This is a genomic window from Pseudoalteromonas sp. HF66 (genome assembly GCF_011806445.1).
In the GTDB taxonomy this organism is placed as follows: Bacteria; Pseudomonadota; Gammaproteobacteria; order Enterobacterales; family Alteromonadaceae; genus Pseudoalteromonas; species Pseudoalteromonas apostichopi.
This window is the reverse complement of sequence record NZ_JAATOU010000023.1, coordinates 43,840-61,342: the sequence shown is the minus strand read 5'-3', so window position 1 is coordinate 61,342 and position 17,503 is coordinate 43,840. Positions and strand designations below refer to the sequence as shown.

At 41.3% G+C, this 17,503-nt stretch carries 15 protein-coding genes; 4 read left to right on the top strand and 11 right to left on the bottom strand.

From position 1 onward, the window contains the following. Window positions 1-135: 135 nt before the first annotated feature. Both HCZ11_RS17410 and HCZ11_RS17405 read right to left on the bottom strand, forming a co-directional pair. On the bottom strand, window positions 136-768 hold the full coding sequence (locus HCZ11_RS17410; RefSeq protein WP_130049965.1) for an OmpA family protein: 633 nt from the start codon (window positions 766-768) through the stop codon (window positions 136-138). A gap of 80 nt (window positions 769-848) precedes the next feature. Continuing rightward, window positions 849-1,718 carry an ABC transporter substrate-binding protein gene (locus HCZ11_RS17405; protein WP_167659064.1) on the bottom strand — a complete coding sequence of 290 codons (870 nt, stop codon included), beginning with the start codon at window positions 1,716-1,718 and terminating at the stop codon, window positions 849-851. Between the two features lie 33 nt (window positions 1,719-1,751). On the opposite strand from HCZ11_RS17405, the gene chrA reads away from it, so the two are divergent. Next, window positions 1,752-2,888 (top strand): chromate efflux transporter, encoded by a 1,137-nt coding sequence (gene chrA / locus HCZ11_RS17400; RefSeq protein ID WP_167659063.1) that lies wholly within the window; start codon window positions 1,752-1,754, stop codon window positions 2,886-2,888. On the opposite strand, the gene HCZ11_RS17395 is transcribed toward chrA, so the two are convergent. The 4 genes from HCZ11_RS17395 to speA are packed head-to-tail and all read right to left on the bottom strand — an operon-like array spanning window position 2,885 to window position 7,864. After that, window positions 2,885-4,135, bottom strand: a complete 1,251-nt coding sequence (locus HCZ11_RS17395; protein WP_130049968.1) for a mechanosensitive ion channel family protein — start codon at window positions 4,133-4,135, stop codon at window positions 2,885-2,887. The two genes, chrA and HCZ11_RS17395, sit on opposite strands and share 4 nt — an antisense overlap. Beyond that, the gene (locus HCZ11_RS17390) at window positions 4,132-5,055 is read right to left on the bottom strand and encodes an acetyltransferase (protein ID WP_130049969.1); all 924 of its coding nucleotides are present in this window, start codon (window positions 5,053-5,055) and stop codon (window positions 4,132-4,134) included. The genes HCZ11_RS17395 and HCZ11_RS17390 overlap by 4 nt, the downstream gene beginning before the upstream one ends. Before the next feature lie 28 nt (window positions 5,056-5,083). Next, a complete protein-coding gene (locus HCZ11_RS17385) occupies window positions 5,084-5,962 on the bottom strand; it encodes an acyltransferase (protein ID WP_130049970.1) in 879 nt (292 codons plus the stop codon). Window positions 5,963-5,983: 21 nt separating this feature from the next. Further along, the gene (gene speA / locus HCZ11_RS17380; protein WP_130049971.1) at window positions 5,984-7,864 is read right to left on the bottom strand and encodes a biosynthetic arginine decarboxylase; all 1,881 of its coding nucleotides are present in this window, start codon (window positions 7,862-7,864) and stop codon (window positions 5,984-5,986) included. 198 nt (window positions 7,865-8,062) lie between these two features. On the opposite strand from speA, the gene speE reads away from it, so the two are divergent. Further along, entirely contained in the window at window positions 8,063-8,926 is an 864-nt protein-coding gene (gene speE / locus HCZ11_RS17375; RefSeq protein WP_054562846.1) for a polyamine aminopropyltransferase, read from the top strand. Window positions 8,927-8,982: 56 nt separating this feature from the next. Here the strand turns inward: speE and HCZ11_RS17370 are convergent, their stop codons facing one another. From HCZ11_RS17370 to HCZ11_RS17360, 3 genes are all read right to left on the bottom strand, one after another. Then, entirely contained in the window at window positions 8,983-10,584 is a 1,602-nt protein-coding gene (locus HCZ11_RS17370) for a methyl-accepting chemotaxis protein (RefSeq protein ID WP_130049973.1), read from the bottom strand. A 74-nt stretch (window positions 10,585-10,658) separates the two neighbouring features. Then, window positions 10,659-11,888, bottom strand: coding sequence for a hypothetical protein (locus tag HCZ11_RS17365; RefSeq protein WP_167659062.1), 1,230 nt, complete (start codon window positions 11,886-11,888; stop codon window positions 10,659-10,661). Continuing rightward, window positions 11,878-12,492, bottom strand: a complete 615-nt coding sequence (locus HCZ11_RS17360; protein WP_130049975.1) for a methylamine utilization protein — start codon at window positions 12,490-12,492, stop codon at window positions 11,878-11,880. Before HCZ11_RS17360 ends, HCZ11_RS17365 begins: the two co-directional genes overlap by 11 nt. A gap of 161 nt (window positions 12,493-12,653) precedes the next feature. Between HCZ11_RS17360 and HCZ11_RS17355 the strand changes: the two genes are divergently transcribed. Further along, window positions 12,654-14,696 (top strand): glycoside hydrolase family 97 protein, encoded by a 2,043-nt coding sequence (locus HCZ11_RS17355; protein WP_167659061.1) that lies wholly within the window; start codon window positions 12,654-12,656, stop codon window positions 14,694-14,696. A 148-nt stretch (window positions 14,697-14,844) separates the two neighbouring features. Continuing rightward, on the top strand, window positions 14,845-15,426 hold the full coding sequence (locus HCZ11_RS17350; protein ID WP_130049977.1) for a hypothetical protein: 582 nt from the start codon (window positions 14,845-14,847) through the stop codon (window positions 15,424-15,426). Window positions 15,427-15,536: 110 nt separating this feature from the next. Here HCZ11_RS17350 and HCZ11_RS17345 read toward each other — a convergent pair whose 3' ends face one another. Both HCZ11_RS17345 and HCZ11_RS17340 read right to left on the bottom strand, forming a co-directional pair. Then, on the bottom strand, window positions 15,537-16,775 hold the full coding sequence (locus HCZ11_RS17345; protein WP_167659060.1) for a cysteine desulfurase-like protein: 1,239 nt from the start codon (window positions 16,773-16,775) through the stop codon (window positions 15,537-15,539). Between the two features lie 9 nt (window positions 16,776-16,784). Further along, a complete protein-coding gene (locus HCZ11_RS17340; protein WP_130049979.1) occupies window positions 16,785-17,417 on the bottom strand; it encodes a 2OG-Fe dioxygenase family protein in 633 nt (210 codons plus the stop codon). Window positions 17,418-17,503 lie beyond the last annotated feature (86 nt).

The following is a 17,503-nucleotide window of genomic DNA, read 5'->3' as shown; positions in this document are numbered from 1 at the left end:
GAGGCAATAAAACCTCGTTGATAACAAGGCAAAAATTTCGTTATTTAGTTGTTCTAAATCAGAAATTTTTAACGCAGTTAGCGACAGGTTTAATCCCTCAAAATGACTAAGTATTATTGCAGATTGGTATAAAATCTAACCTTGTGTATTTGGTACGATCTGAATTTCTACGCGACGGTTTAAAGCACGACCATTTGCTGAGTCATTGCTCGCTACAGGACGCGTTTCACCATAACCTTTTGTGCTAATGCGCGCAGACATGATCTGATGATTAACTAGGTAATCTTTTACGCTTTGTGCACGCTGCTGAGACAACGTCATATTGTAGCTATCTTTACCTGTGCTATCTGTATGACCTTCAACACTTAAATACGTTTTTTCGTACTTATTCATCACGTTAGCAATCGCGTCTAGCGTGCTGTGGAAACCTGATGAAATATATGACTGATCTGTCGCAAAAGTAATGTTTGATGGCATGACCAGACGGATATTATCGCCTTCACGAACCACTTCAACACCAGAGCCCGCTAGCTCATCGCGAAATGCTTCTTCTTGCTTATCCATATAATCGCCAACGGCTGCACCAGCTAATGCACCAATAGCTGCACCAATGAAGATACGTTTATCGTCGTGATCACCTGTTGCTTTACCTAGTACTGCACCTGTTGCGGCGCCAATCGCAGCGCCTTTACCTGTATTAGTTGTCTCACAACCTGTTAAAAGAACGGCTAAAACGCCCACTGTTAAAACTGATTTTGTAAAAGTCATGTGTCTCTCCATGGCAATTATTCAAATTGAATTGTTAACAATTATGAATGAGTTTCTATGAACAAACGATGAAGAGTGGGTTACTTATCAAGTGTTACAGTAGTAATCGGAGGTAAGTTATATCTTTTGACCAATTCTGTTAAGCGGCCATTGAGGACTAACGTATTGAGGCGCTCTTGAATTTTTTCGGCCAAATCTGAGCGTGCGAATTGTTTACTTAACGCAATGTGACCATATATGACATCTTTATGGCGATACGGCATTTTTACGATTTCTTGTGAAGGTCGCTGCAGAAATACAGAGGCATGATCAGCTGTGCTCTCAACAGCAATCACTAGCTCAACACGATTTTTTAATAGCATTTCAAATGCATTATTTTCACTTAAAGCCTCAACTTTTATAAGTGTTTTATCGTTATCGAAACGAGGAAAGTGTGCTGCACCTCGCATTACAGCAATACGTTTACCGGCTAAATCTTGATAGCTATTTATTTCAAGCTCGCTATCAGTTCTTGCATAAAACACAAAAGAAGACGACAACATCATGTATGGAGGGGTGAGAAACTGCATTTGTTGTTCACGCGCTTTGGTGCGAATGAGTCCGCCCATCACATCTAGTTCATTTTGTTCGAGCATTTTCAGACAACGAGAAAACGGGCAAGCAACATACTCAAGTTTGATTGGTAAAGTACGCCGCACCTCACGCATAATATCAACAATCGCGCCGCTCACTTTACCATCTTCAGTGACCATGCCATAAGGAGGCGCATGATCAACAGCCACCACAACCTTCTCAAAAGAAGTTGCAAGTGCAAAGCTGCTGCATAGCGATAACAATAAACAGGTAATATAGCGTTTCATAGTGATACTCATAACTACGTTCACTCGTTCTCTATATTGTAGACGGCCTTGTGTCATAAAAACCACAAAAATGTCATACAATTTTGTCATAATAGAAACATTCACCCTGGAACGGCAAAAGTAATGTTATTCATCATCTTTAAACAATTCTTTTTATTAGGCTGTATGAGCTTTGGTGGTCCTGCAGCACACCTTGGTTATTTTAAGCGCCACTTTGTTGATAATTTAAAATGGCTTTCAGCAGAACGTTATGCTCAACTAATTAGCCTGAGCCAAGCGTTACCAGGCCCGGGGTCGAGCCAAGTTAGCTTTGCAATGGGGATTGAAAAAGGTGGGCTACTGGGAGGTCTTTGTGCTTTTGTAGGCTTTACCCTGCCCTCATTTTTAATCATGTTTTTTCTGGCTCTCAGTGCTCACCAATTTGGTGATATTTACTTTGCAGTCATTGCTGGACTTAAACTATTTGCTGTAGTGATCGTTGCCGATGCAACCTACAGCATGGCAATGAGCTTTTGCAAAAGCCACTTACATAAACTCATAGCAGTACTGAGTACTGTTGCGCTGATTGTATTTTCACAGTTATCAAGTCAAATTTTAGTACTTATTGCAGCTGCAGCCATAGGTTGGTTTTATCCTCAGCTTAAACTTCCAGAGAACCAAGAACATAAACCTGTGAAAATTGCTTGGTTACCGCTTGGTTTATTTACCGCCTTGTTACTGATGAGCTTTTTACCTTTAGGCGAGTGGTTCTCTTTGTTTGCCCCATTTTACCAAACAGGCGCTATGGTCTTTGGCGGCGGCCATGTTGTATTACCCATTTTACAAGCTGGTGTGCCGAGTCTTGAAACCGAGCAGTTTTTATCTGCTTATGCCAGTGCTCAGGCTATTCCAGGACCAATGTTTACCATAGCAACATACCTAGGCGCACAAGTGTCTCCAAATACGCCACTTATAGGTGCAATTGTCGCGACCATCATGATTTTCTTGCCGGGATTTTTATTGATGTTAGCTTTTATGAAAAGCTGGCTACAACTGGCTGATAAGCCTCGCTTTGCAGGCAGTATTTCAGCATTAAATGCCGCCGTGGTGGGCTTTTTAGCTGCCGCCCTTTATTCACCTATTTGGCAATCGGCCGTGCAAAATCTGTGGCAAGTAGCTTTAGTTATTGCGGCATTTACTTGGCTAAGAATAGCAAAGCCACCAATTTGGTGGCTATTGTTAGGATTTATTGCTATCAGCGTACTGATTAGTCAGTTTTAAGCTTTTTCACGCACAGTGTTAGCAACCTTGATACTTGGTTTTAGCCCTGTTTGGGATTCGCTTGTACTTAACTGCCCAGTAACACTTTGATAAGGTCTAAGTCCAAATATAGGCAACACAGCAAGTAGATGATCCATAATCTCTGCTTGCAAGTGCTCATACGAAATCCAGCGCTTATCTTCACTAAAGCAGTAAAACTCAATGGGTAAACCATGATTCATCGGTTGTAACTCACGCACCATTAGGGTTAAATCACGATTAATTTTTTCGTGCTGTTTTAAGTAACCTTCAGCATAACGACGGAATAAACCAAGGTTTGTCACCGGATCAGGCAAGCTTGAAACACGAATATAATCGTTAAGTGGGATAGCAGCATCAATTTGTTCACGAAACGCATCATCGACTAAACGTATACTATTCATATCAATATTTAAAGCACGCTTGATACGACGACCACCTGACTCTTGCATACCTCGCCAGTTTTTAAATGATCCAGCAACCAGCATATAAGTTGGGATAGTTGTAATGGTGTTATCCCAGTTTCGTACTTTTACGGTATTTAAGCCAAGGTCGATAACCTCACCGTCTGCGCCATAGCTATCCACTTGGATCCAATCACCATAGGTCACTAAACGATTAGCTGCAATTTGTATACTGGCTACAAAACCCAAAATAGTATCTTTGAACACCAGTAAGGTGACCGCAGCTATCGCACCAAAACCTGAGAGAATATATGTCGGTGACTTCTCTAGTAAAATGCTCACAATAAGGATGGCACAAACCATAAAAGTGATAAGTTTTACTACCTGTATCAAACCCTGAATCGGAATATCACGGGCAAAGTCAAGTTGGTTATAAATACCACCTGCAATACTCACCACACTACTTAAAATGAAACCACCATAAATGATCAGGGCAACTTGCCCCACGGTTTTAAGGACCAACGAGGCAACATCATGGACAGGATATACGTAATCAAAAGTTGCCAAATAAAGAACGCAACACAATGCTCCAGCAAAGCGACGATTGAGCTTATTGAGCATAGGTGTCAGCGCGCCAATGCGCTCTGGTGAAAGACGAGTAACAACCTTTTGGATGCCCGGCAGTAGCAGGCGGCGGGTAAACGTATAGATTATTAGTAATGAGCCAACGCCGATAGCTGTCGCCGTTAATGCGCTTAACAGCGTCGCGTCTGGCATTGATTCAAACCAAGGCATCACCAATTCTTGCAGGTGAGTTTGCTTCATGGCGCTTCAACCTCTTTATTGATGTTGGCAAGGTACTCAGCTTGCTGGGCTTGATGATAAGTTAGTAGCTGGGCGTCTTTTTGCAACCATAACTCATTAATATGTTGTTGAAAAGCTGTTCTAAAAGCTCTGTCATGCTGATAATCACCAATCATATCTGCGCTAATTGCTTGCACATGCATCTCAACTTTTATGACATTAAGACGACCACGCATCAGATTTCGGCAAATATGCTCGCCTTCCCCCTGGTAAATAATCGAGGTATTTAATAATGCATCAAACTGCTCACCTAATACCTCAAGGGCAAATGCAGTACCACCCGCTTTTGGCTTTAAGAGGTAAGTAAACGGGCTATTCTGTTTACTGTGTTTTTGACAAGTAAAGCGAGTGCCTTCAACAAAGTTAATTATAGTCGTTGGGTGATTACGAAAATCGCGGCAACTGCGTTTGGTACGCTCTACATCAAGTCCTTTCAGCTTGGGATTTTTTGCCAGCTGCGCTTTGCTAACGCGCTTCATAAAAGGCATACCCATAGCCCAAGCGCCGGTGCCAATGAACGGCACATACTTCAGCTCGTCTTTTAAGAAGAATTTTGGCGCAGGTAACACATCAATCGCACTTAACACAACAATGTCGAGCCAACTCATATGATTAGAAATAAGTAAGTACCAACCATCTTTACTGATATTGCCTTTAATATCGATATCAATCGTTGGGCAACCTAACCACAAAGCGAAACGGTTACCTTTGCACCAACCACGATAAGCTACATGGAGAATATCGCTAACCACTTTAAACGGTAGTAATAATTTAAGCACACCGAACAGCAGCACTAGCGTGCCCCAAATAATCACATTAGCAAACAAAACAATGCTGACTAGGATGCCTGTTAACCAATTTGGTAAAAATTTCTTTAACATATATGTGCTCTCGACTGCGTTAGCAATACTACTGCGTTTTTGCTTCTAACTCGGCTAGCTGCTGATTTTTTTCATCCCAAATGCGATTTAACTCAGCTTGAAAGTTAACTCTAAAGTCAGCATCACCGGTGTAATCACCGATTAAATTAGGGCTCACTTCCATCACTTCTACTCGCAAATCAACTTGCGTAACACGACCACTGGCAAAATCAACAAAGCTCGGAATACCATCAGGATAATGAATGGTTACATTGACCACTTTTGAAATTTGTTCACCCATAGCTTGCATAACAAACGCAACCCCGCCCGCTTTTGGCTTTAACAAGTGTTCAAAAGGGCTGTTTTGGCGTGAATGTTTTTCGGCAGTAAAACGTGTGCCTTCAACAAAGTTAACGATACTTACCGGCATTTCTTTGAACTTTTCGCAAGCTTTGCGCGTTGTTTCTAAGTCCTTGCCACGTAATTTAGGGTTTTTCTTTAATTGTGATTTGCTAGTGCGAGTCATAAAGGGAAAATCTAATGCCCACCACGCAAGACCTAAGAAAGGCACGTAAATTAGTTCTTTTTTTAAGAAAAAGTTTAAAAAAGGAATGCGGCGATTAAACACGCGTTGCATTACAACAATATCTACCCAACTTTGATGATTAGCGATCACCAAGTACCAATCTTTTGCTTTGAGCTGCTCAAGTCCGGTTACGTTTAGCTTATAAGAAGCAAATAAGTTTTGGTTAATACTGTTACAACTCACCCACATAGTGGCGCATTGCTTAGCAACCCAACTCATTAATTTTTGCAGAGGTTTAATTGGGATCAGTTTAATCACGCCACAAATAAAGATGGGCACGAACCAAAAAAGTGTATTGAGGGTGTAGAATAAAAAACTGAACACACAACGGATCATGGACATTACTACTTATTCCTTTAATGCTTAATCTTCAAAATACGTGTAGCCAGAAAGGCCAGCATTTAGTTCTGACAAATATTGTGCCTTAGATTGCTCATCAATTGCCAGTGACTTAACCCGTTTCGCAAAGTTTTCAGCAAGAATGTCACTATCATAATCAACAAACTTTAATACGTCCTTAACGCTGTCACCTTTAATCGCGTTAGTCAGCTGATAACCGGCTTCAGTAAGCTCAACATGCACTGAATCTGTGTCGCCGAATAGGTTATGTAAATCACCTAAAATTTCTTGATACGCGCCCACTAAGAACATCGCAATGTGATATTGCTGGCCTTGCTTGTACTCAGGTATAGGTAAGCTGCTCTCAATGCCGGTACCTTCAACATAGTTACGAATTTGTCCATCAGAGTCACAGGTAATGTCTTGAATAATAGCGCGTTGCGTTAACGGCTGATGTAGGTTTTCAACAGGCATCACAGGGAATAATTGCTGAATACCCCAAACATCAGGCAGTGATTGGAATAATGAGAAATTAACGAATAGCTTGTCGGCCAGTTTTTCGTTTAAATCGTCTAACACTTCACGGTGGGCACGGGCATTTTCGCTGAGGGATGCTCGAACGCGGTGTAAAATGGTGAAATACAGCTGCTCAAGCTTCGCCCATTCAAGCATAGTGAGTAAGCCATGCACATACTGATCATGAGCTTCACTAAATAGATGCATTGCATCATGATAAATTTCCAGCGCCATACGCGGTGTTAAACGCTGTAAACACTGCCACATTTCATCTAGTACCAATACGCTACCGGCCTCAGGCGCTGTTGGGTTTTCATGATTTGGCGCACGCTCAACATCGATAACATCAGTAATTAATACCGCATGATGCGCTGTTAACGCACGACCTGATTCGGTAATAATGGCTGGGTGTTTAAGGTCATGTTGTTGGCACACTTCAGCAAACGCATTCACTACATTACGTGCATATTCATCAACACTGTAGTTCATTGAACACGAACTACGTGAACCAGACCCTTCATAATCAACACCTAAACCGCCACCTACATCAACTGTATTAAGTGGCACGCCTAACTGAGTTAACTCAGCAAAATGGCGAGCACATTCACGCAGTGCCCGATGAATATCACGGATATTGGCAATCTGAGAGCCAATATGGAAATGCACTAGTTGCATTAAATGAAGTTTATTACGCGACTTAAGTAGCTCAACAGCAGAAAGTACTTGGCCTGCAGTTAAACCAAACTTGCCTTTTTCACCACCGGTATTTTGCCATTTACCTTTACCTACCGAGTTTAAGCGAATACGGATACCGATTGATGGCTCAATTCCTAAGTCATCAATTTCAGCTAACAAGGTAGTCAGTTCAGAGAGTTTTTCAACAACAATGTGAACCTTGTGCCCCATGCCTTGACCAATACAGGCCAAGCGCAAAAATTCACTGTCTTTGTAGCCATTACATACAATGGTAATTGGCTCTTTCGCTACACCTAAAATCGCCATAAGCTCAGGCTTTGAGCCGGCCTCAAGGCCCACTAAACCACTTGGATGAGCGAGTAGTTTACTCACAACAGAGCGCTGTTGATTAACCTTAATTGGATAAACACAAGTATAACTACCTTGATATTCACGGGCGTTACACGCTTTGGTAAAAGCACTCGTCAGAGTATCAACACGATTTTGTAGAATGTCAGTAAAGCGTACTAGTACAGGTAAAGTAAGACCTTGCTTTTTGAATTGCTCGGTCAGTTCAGATAAAGACACCGCAGCTTTAGTTTGATCACCATCAGGGTAAGCCACCAGCTCACCTTGCGCGTTAATGTCAAAGTAACCGTCACTCCAGTGAGCAACATTGTATGTATCGCGTGCTTTGTCTAAACCCCAAGTCATGGCAATATCTTCTGTAATTTCATTAAATATAAACGCACATTTTAATACGCTAGGGCTGACCACGCTAACAAAAATTGCGCTATATGCCAAAGTGATAAAAAATATTCGCTATACTGATTAAAATTTGATTGAGCAATTGGTCAAGCACTGGCAAAATTGCCCCCCTTTTTTACCATTAACCAAAAGTGTATGAGCAAGATGGCTAATTTAGATCAAAACAACTGGTTCACTGAAATTAGTGACCGTGATGGTAGTGCCTTTTCACTACGCATTACTAAAAAGCTTGATGAACAACAGTCGCCATTTCAAAAAGTAGAAATGTACGAAACAACTGACTTCGGTAATCTGATGATTATTGACGGTTGTACTATGGTAAGTAGCCGTGAAAACTTTTTTTATCACGAGATGATCAGCCATCCGGCATTGCTTGCACACCCAAATCCAAAAAATGTTGTGATCATTGGTGGTGGTGACTGCGGTACATTGCGCGAAGTATTAAAGCACCCAGGTGTTGAAAGCGTAACACAAATTGATATCGATGAAGTCGTGACACAAATGTCACTTAAATACTTCCCTGAGCTGTGTGAATCAAATCAAGATCCTCGCGCTACAGTGATGTTTGACGACGGCATCAAGTACATGCGTGAAGCAGCGCCTGAATCAATCGATGTAGTGATTGTCGATGGTACAGATCCTGTTGGTCCAGGCGAAGGTTTATTCAACCATGCTTTCTATACGAGCTGTTTAACTGCACTTCGCCCTGGCGGTATCTTAATTCAGCAAAGTGAATCACCACTTATGCATATGCCACTATTAGTAGAAATGCGCGATGCGATGACAGAAGTGGGCTTTGTTGATCTACAAACTCTGCCTTTCCCACAGCCAATTTACCCAAGTGGCTTATGGTCAGTAACCCTTGCTCGTAAGTCAGAAGCATTCGCAGGGTTTCGTGAAGATGATGCAAATACACTGGCGCAAAGCACAGAGTACTATAATGCAGGTATTCACCACGGCGCATTAGCGACACCAAATTATATGAAGCGTGCTTTTGAGAAAAAGTAAGCGTTTTAGCTAGATGTAAAAAAGGGCTCATTGAGCCCTTTTTTGTTGGCTTATGATTAGACTTTAAATCGATTTACTAAATGATTGAGCTCATCAGTGAGTTGGTTCATACGATTAGCTACTTCTTGTGTTGAACTTGCTAAGCCGCCCCCTTGTTGGGTTTGATCGTTTAAGTCTGATAAATTTTGGCTAATTTCATCTGCCACAGCAGTTTGCTCTTCCGTCGCTTGCGCTGTCTGCATCGCCATATCATTTACCTTAACTGATGACTCTTGCATTGAGTTAAGCACATCATTGGTTTGTGTAAATGACTCAACCGCTTCATCGGCATAGCGCTTACCACTATTAATAGCTTGCAGTGACTGCTCAACGCTTGTAGCAAACTGTTCAACCATAGTTTGAATGTCATTAGTACTTTCTTGTGTGCGAGTTGCTAGGGTACGAACCTCATCAGCAACGACCGCAAAACCGCGACCTTGCTCACCGGCGCGCGCGGCTTCAATTGCAGCATTCAGAGCAAGCAAATTTGTTTGTTCAGCTATTGCTCGAATTACTTCAAGCACTTTGGCGATGTTGTCTGAGCTTTGCTGCAATTCTGTTGAACGCTGGCTGGCATGCTCCATGTTGTCTGACAGCGCAATAATTTTACGGCTTGAATTATCAACCGCAGCTAAGCCTTGTTTAGCTAGCTGTTGTGAATTATCGGCTTCATGAGATGAGTTTTGCGCCACATTGGCCACTTCGCGACTTGCTACACTCATTTCGTGTACAGCACTGACTATCGACTCAGACGCTTGGCTGAGCTTTTGATTTACTTGGTGGTTTTGATTAGCAAAGTTGTCTAAATCATTACCAAGATTATGTAGCTCTTTCGCTTGTTCTAAAATATCTTTGATTAACTGTTGTAAGTTATCTAAAAAGCGGTTGAATGCAGTAGCCAACTCAGCAAATTCATCTTGCGTTTTAACATTAATACGACCTGTTAAATCTCCATCTCCAGAGGCAATTTCGTTAATTCGTTCTGTGACAAAGTTAATTTGTTTTGTAAGCTGGCGTGGCACAAAATAACTAAACCAACCAGCAACTGCCAGAACAACTGCAATCATCAGCATAAGCATCACTTTAAAGCCCATTACTTTATCCATCAGCTTTTCTGTTTCTGCTTGAGAGGTTTTATCTGCCGCTTCACCGGCTTTATCTAAAATATCACGTAGTGCCGAAAAGGATTGCTCTGCAGCTTGTCTTTGCGAAGCATCAGCAGGGTTATTTATGTAACTTGTTGATGCTGTGTACCATGCATCAAATGCGCTATCAAAGTTACGGAATTGACTCGTAATCTCAGAGTATGGCGACATATAAGATAGATATTGCTTAAATCGTTCTTTAACTTGCTCGGCATTTTCTTGGTGATCTGTTAGTTGCTCTTTATCACCTTTCATTTGAGTAACAAGATGCAACTCTGCCACTTTAGCTTGGTACAGGTCTCGGTCAGCATTAACAACCACAGAAACCGCATTTAAGAAACGTTCTGACTGTGCATCAATCGCTTCTTTTTGAAGGTTAATTAGATAGGTATAGCCGGCAATTAAAATGACGACAGCAATGCCAAGTAGCACAATTGGTAAAGAGCTTTTGACGCGAATGCTTTGTAACTTCATACATTATCCCAATTCAAATTCTAATCAGCACGTTCATTAGAATGTTAGTAGAAAAACTAAAAAAGTGTATGAAATTAAAAAAACCAACTCGCTGAAAATTGCAATTGCTGCTGCGAGTTATGCTCATTAAATCCCATACCGGGTCTGTTTTGAGCGTCACTGCTCAGCACTGAATATTCAGCACCTACTTGCCACTGAGTTGACAGTTGATAACGCCAACTTGCGGTTAAAGCTTCTCCACGACTTTGGTTAGGATCAAATTGCCAATCATCATGATCGCTAACCTTGAAATAATCATACCTAATTGTGAGACGATGCTGGTCTAACTTGTGGCTTAATAAAACAAAATGACTATAAAAATCATTATCTACCCCACGGTGAGGGCCCATTGAAGTTTTACCATCTAACAATTGCGCAATAATGCGTGTTTGCTTATTAACTTTATATAGCCAAGCAACGCTTAAAAAGCGAGTATCCCATGCGTATTGACCAGTATCGGTATTCAAAGCACCTGGATCGCCATTGTTATCATAATAATAAACACGTAATTGCGATCGCTTCTGATAATCCCAATGCGCGCCAACGTAATAACCAAAGCGGCCATCAACTTCTTCGAAAGGCTCAACATGCTCAGCTTGCTTACTTAACTGATACCAATTAAATGAATTAGGGGTTGCAAAATCAATATTTTCATTAAAGGTAGTTTGCCTATCATGCATAGCAAAGCCCCGCCATGACAATAAAGTACCGGCGGGATCATTGCCTTTAAACACCGAGGCAACCCCTTCAAAGCTGTGGTTACTTCTAAACTGTCGACCTGGGCGCTTAATGCTTGCCTCTAAACCAAAAGCACGTACCTCTTCACCAATCCATGTATTAATCGCAGAATTAGTATAGTTATAAGGTGACATCCAGCCACTTTGTGGATTCTCTAGTGACATTTTTGGATAAAAGCCACCAGCTTTAACAGCCCATTTGTAGCGACTTGCAGTGAGAGGCTGATATTGTAAATAAGCCTGAGTAAAGCCTACTGTCAGTTCAGGATCTGGATGAGCGTTAAGCACAGTATGCGCAGACCAATCGCTATTTAATTCAAAACGACTACTTAGCATAGCTTGTGATATTACGACACCATCATGCTCTTGGTCATAACGGTATAAGCCGATTCCCTTACGCTGATAGCTCGACAGTTGGTCGCCACGCACAGCCGTTACGGTTAGCTGCCCATCATGCTCGGCAAAGGCCTGTATAGGTAACCCCACAACACTAAATAATGCCAAGGTGTGCCATTTATTAATAATCATCAAATTCGTCGCTGCTTAGTTCTAATTTTGGTAATAAAGTTTGTTTTAACTGATAACTTAATTGCTTAGCCGTGTTTTTGATCTCGATGGTTTCTGGTGTGCTGATATCATTAAATCGGTCATGCCAAACAGCCAAAGTAAACTTACCTTCAGGTAAGCTTAGTTCAACCATACCTTGCTCATCGGTTTGCCCATAAATACCGCCATCAACGACTACAATATAACCCAGCATCCAGTCATGAATGTTACAACCAAGCTCGACAACGCCTGTTTGTGCAAAGTTAATCGGTTTTTCTGGTTTATCGTGGTAAAGCTTTAACTCAAATTGCTTTGTTTTAGAAAATGAATAAACGTGGTGCATGATTGAATCAAGGTTAGGAAACTCAACATTAGCCCCTTGTGGCACTGCCAGCACATGAGGCACAAAGGCACGTTTTTTTTGACTCATAGTGTAATGACTATCAAGAGCTGTAACTTGTTTTGAACCTTTAAGCCAAACCACGGCATTTTTGAGAGGTTGATTCTGCTTATCAACTATCTGTATTTGCTGTGCCAATAAACATTGACTAAACAATAGTAGTAGCAACAGGGTTATTCTTGTCATTTTTGCTAAACCTTTTTAGGTGCTGGACTTGGTATCGCAACGTTCACTTTGTTGAATACGTATGCAGATCTCTCGTATTAACCGGCAAGTCACTTTATGCTTTAAGGATGTATGTGAATACGTGACAACAATCCATAACCATAAGCCGCCAAGGAACAACAATGCGATTAACTGCCTTAATGTTAGCAGCCTTTTCAGGTACTTGCCTAGCACAAACCACAACCGTCAGTTCACCTGATGGGCAGATCAAAGTAACTATCTCAGATGAGCAACACACACCTAGCTACGAAATCAGCTTTGCAGGTAAACAAGTCATTGCTAACTCTTCGTTAGGCCTTGTTTTTAAACAACAACCAGCAATGAGCGAAGGTTACAAAATTAGCAGCCAAACCACTGATTCGGTAAAAAGCAGCTGGGAGCAACCTTGGGGTGAACGCCAAACGGTAGTTGATAACCATAACGAAGTCGCTGTTACCTTTAAAAAGCCACAACCACAAGGTGGCACGTTTACAGTACGTTTTCGCGCTTTTAATGATGGTGTAGGTTTTCGATACGAATTACCAAAACAAGCTGGCTATGATGATGTAGAAATCACTAAAGAGCTTACAGAGTTTGCTATTACAGATTCATCAGATGCAACAGCTTGGTGGATCCCCGCCCGAGGTTGGAACCGTTATGAGTATGTTTATAACACTACCCCACTTCATAAAGCCGCACTTGTGCACACACCATTTACTTTAAAAAATAAAGATGGTGTGCATATCAGTATTCACGAAGCTGCCCTTGTTGATTATGCAGGCATGGTTTTAAATCAACGTCGTGATGGTACTTTCCAAGCAGATTTAACACCTTGGTCAGACGGTGTAGCAGTTAAAAAGCACGGCGCATTCAATACACCTTGGCGTACAATTCAAATTGGTGATGAAGCCGTTGATTTAATCAATTCTGATATCATCTTAAACCTAAACGAGCCGAATAAACTCGGTGATGTATCTTGGGTTAAACCGGGTAAATACGTAGGTATTTGGTGGGGTATGCACATCAATGAAAATACTTGGGGTAGCGGTAAAATTCATGGTGCAACCACTGCAAACACTAAATATTATATGGATTTCGCTGCTAAATATGGCTTTGATGGCGTGCTAGTCGAAGGCTGGAATATTGGCTGGGATGGCGACTGGTTTTATAACGGTGATGTATTTAGCTTTACTCAACCTTATGACGACTTTGATATTGAAGAGCTAACACGTTACGGCAAAGAAAAAGGCGTGCAATTAATTGGTCACCACGAAACTTCAGGTAACGTGACTAACTACCGTAACCAAATGGAAGCTGCATTTGCGTTATATGAAAAATCAAATGTAAGCCAAGTTAAAACAGGTTATGTAGCTGACGGTGGTAACATCAAGCGTATCGATGAAAACGGCATTGTGCGTAAAGAATGGCACGATGGTCAGTTCATGGTAAACGAGTACCTATACAACGTGAAACTTGCTGCTAAGCATAAGATTAGTATCAATACGCATGAGCCAGTAAAAGATACTGGCCTACGTCGTACATACCCGAACTGGATTGCTCGTGAAGGTGCTCGTGGCCAAGAGTTTAACGCATGGGGTACACCGCCGAACCCACCTGAGCACATTCCAATGCTTGCTTTCACCCGTATGCTTGCCGGCCCAATGGACTTCACACCAGGTATTTTTGATATGGGCTTTAACGGTCTAGGTGCCGATACCAATCGCCCACAAACAACTCTAGCGAAGCAATTAGCGCTATATGTTGTAATGTACAGCCCAATTCAAATGGCCGCTGATTTACCACGTAATTACTTGGCCAAGCCAGATGCATTTCAGTTTATTCAGGACGTACCAACTGATTGGCAACAAAGTATTGCACTACAAGGCGAAGTTGGCGATTACGTTGTATTTGCACGTAAAGAGCGCAAGCGTGAGCAATACTCAGGTAACGACTGGTATCTAGGCGCTGTCACAGACGAAAAAGCCCGCACTTTAGAAGTGAAATTAGACTTCTTAGATAAAGGCAAAAAGTTTGAAGCGCAAATCTACCGTGACGGTGATAAAGCACAGTGGGTTAATAACCCTTACGACTTAAAAGTAGAAAAACGCATTGTTACTGCTGATGATAAGTTGACGTTAAAGCTTGCTACCAGTGGCGGCACAGCGATTAGATTTAAAGCGATGTAAGTTGCTAAAAATTATGAAAAGCGCGGCATTTGATGTCGCGCTTTTTTATTTGCTTTGAGAAATAGGAGCACTAGTAATGGCTATGCTCACTTGCAATTTACCTTTCTCAAAGGTAAATTTTTTGAATGATTACTCAAGTAAGTAAAGAATGGATCCTTTAGAAAGACTTGCACAGAGAAATACCGCACATAAAACAGCTCGTAAAAAAGAAAAACGTGAATTACTTTGGCATATTCCGATCACTGTAATCAGTATTTTGACTTATATGTCTATTTATATCTTTTTAGTGACTGACGACATAAATCCGAATGATTTGCCAATAACTGTAAAGCCAGTATGGGTGGTTTCAAATCTACTAACTCTGGGGCTAGGTGCCACGCTCTTTGTAAGCAGTATTGCGTTTTTAGTATTGCTATATTTTTTAACGAAATATATAAAGGTAAATATTTTAAAGCTCAAAGTGGCAACTATAACTACTATGCTATTTCTGGTTAGTATATCTTTTTTTGCACTTGGCAATTTTTGTAACAGCCTAATTTATAAAAATAAAATTTTAATTGCCGATTTCATGCATTTTGGATTTTATGAACCTCCTACTCTCATTCAGATGGCTTTAAACTGGCTAACCATCTTAATAGTTATCTTGTTACTTTCTTTAAATTTCATCATTGCTTCAGCACCTTTCAAAGCCAGAAAGCACTTTAAAACTAGTTTTCTTGATAACTCATAACTGTAACAACTTAAACTATAAGTAACTGACTGCTCTGTAGATCTCCCCCCATAAAAAAGCAGCCTACTAGGGCTGCTTATAACTTAAGGTTTGAAGCTAAAAGCTCGGCTTTAATCTGCTAGTAATTGATCAAATAAATCAAAAACTTTATCGAGCTCTTCAATAGTGTTGTAGTGCATACAACCAATGCGAACTACGCCGCCGGTTTCTAATACCCCTAGCTGCTTACATAAGCCTTGGGCATAGAAGTTACCATCCCACACACAAATGTGCTGCTTACCTAAAAACTCAGAAACAATACGTGGCTCAATGTCTGCAAAAGTTAGTGCAAAAGTCGGTGTACGCTCAGATAAACGATCTAAAGCATCAATACCGAACAACTTGATACGCGGATAATCAGCCAAACGCGTTAAGAAATGCTTACTTAATGCCATTTCGTGTTGTTTAGTGATAGCAAATGCAGCAGCTAATTTATCTCGGCGTGAGTGACTATCATCAAGCTCACTAATTGCAGCAATGTAGTCCACAGCAGCAATTAAGCCAGCCAATGCTTCAAAGCTTTGTGTTCCAGTTTCCCAGCGACCTGGCGCAACATCTTTTGCAGGCTCAACTTTATATGGCGTGAAACCTTCTAGGTGCTCACGTTTGCCATATACAATACCAAGGTGAGGGCCAAAGAACTTGTACGCAGAGCAGGCTAAGAAGTCGCAATCAAGTGCTTGTACATCCACAAGCTCATGAGGTGCATAATGAACGGCATCAACATATACTAGCGCACCAACAGCATGTGCAAGTTCAACGATGCGTTTAATATCATTAATTGAGCCAGTAGTGTTCGATGCATATGTCACTGCAACAAGCTTTGTTTTGTTAGATAAAAGGCTTTCCAAGTGTGCCATATCTAAGCTGCAATCAGCTTCGTTGATAAGGGCTGTTTTTACAGTAGCACCTTTATCTTCAGCAGCTTGCTGCCAAGATGATACATTTGAGAAGTGATCAGCATTGGTGACGATAATTTCATCACCTGCAGTCCAATCACGCGAGATTGCACGGCTAAAGCTAAACGTTAAGCTTGTCATGTTTGCACCAAACACGATTTGCTCTTTAGATGGCGCATTTAATAAGTCGGCTGCAGCTTGGCGAGCGTTTGCCATTAACTCTACTGTTTTGTCACTTGAGAAAAATGCACCGCCTAAGTTTGAGTTGTAGTAACCCAAATAAGCAGTCATGGCACTTAAAACTGACTGTGGCACTTGAGAGCCACCCGGGCCATCAAGGAAAATCGGTGACTGACCGGCAACTTGTTGCATAAGCGCAGGGAATTGGCGACGTAATTGCGTTAAGTTCATGATATACCCTTACGCAGTTAGTACGAAGCAATCAAGGTAACCTTCTTTGCTTGCGTCTAATTTATTCATTGGGGTTGCGTTATGCCATACTTCACGGTCATTAATAAGCGCAAACATGCCGTCCTTAATTTCCATTTTGAAACATGGCTCAGCTTGTTGGTGCTCATAAACAAGTAGCTCACCACCTTCTAGGTTTTCATGTGATACACCACATACACAAACGTGATCAAAACCATCTTGGTGAACACCTTCAGGCGCAGCAGGTGTGTCGCTGTCGATAGCAAGCATTCTAAATTGGTGAATTTCAATATTGCGGTCATCGCTAATACCTGTCATATCACGAAACTGATTAACGATTTGCTTCATGCCATCAGTCGCTAATAAGCTATCTTCTAGGTTTTCATAAGTACGCTCAACATTACCTTGAAAGGTATTAATTGAGTCATCTTGCACGAATGCTTTTGTTGGTTGTAATTTTAATTCTCCATCAACAACTTTAATTACTGAATAACGACGCTTACGAAACTCACCATCTGCGTATGGATTCGCAGGTAGGTTAGCAAAAGAAGGTTTTACTGCGTCAATATGCGCTTGGCTTACAAAACGAAGTTGTAGAAGGTTCTGGTTGTTTAATGTAGTCATTTAGATCTCGCCTTAATTCGTTGAGAATATTGGCGAGGATTTTAATGCAATTGATAGGAAATTTTTGCGTTATTATGTAAACAGCA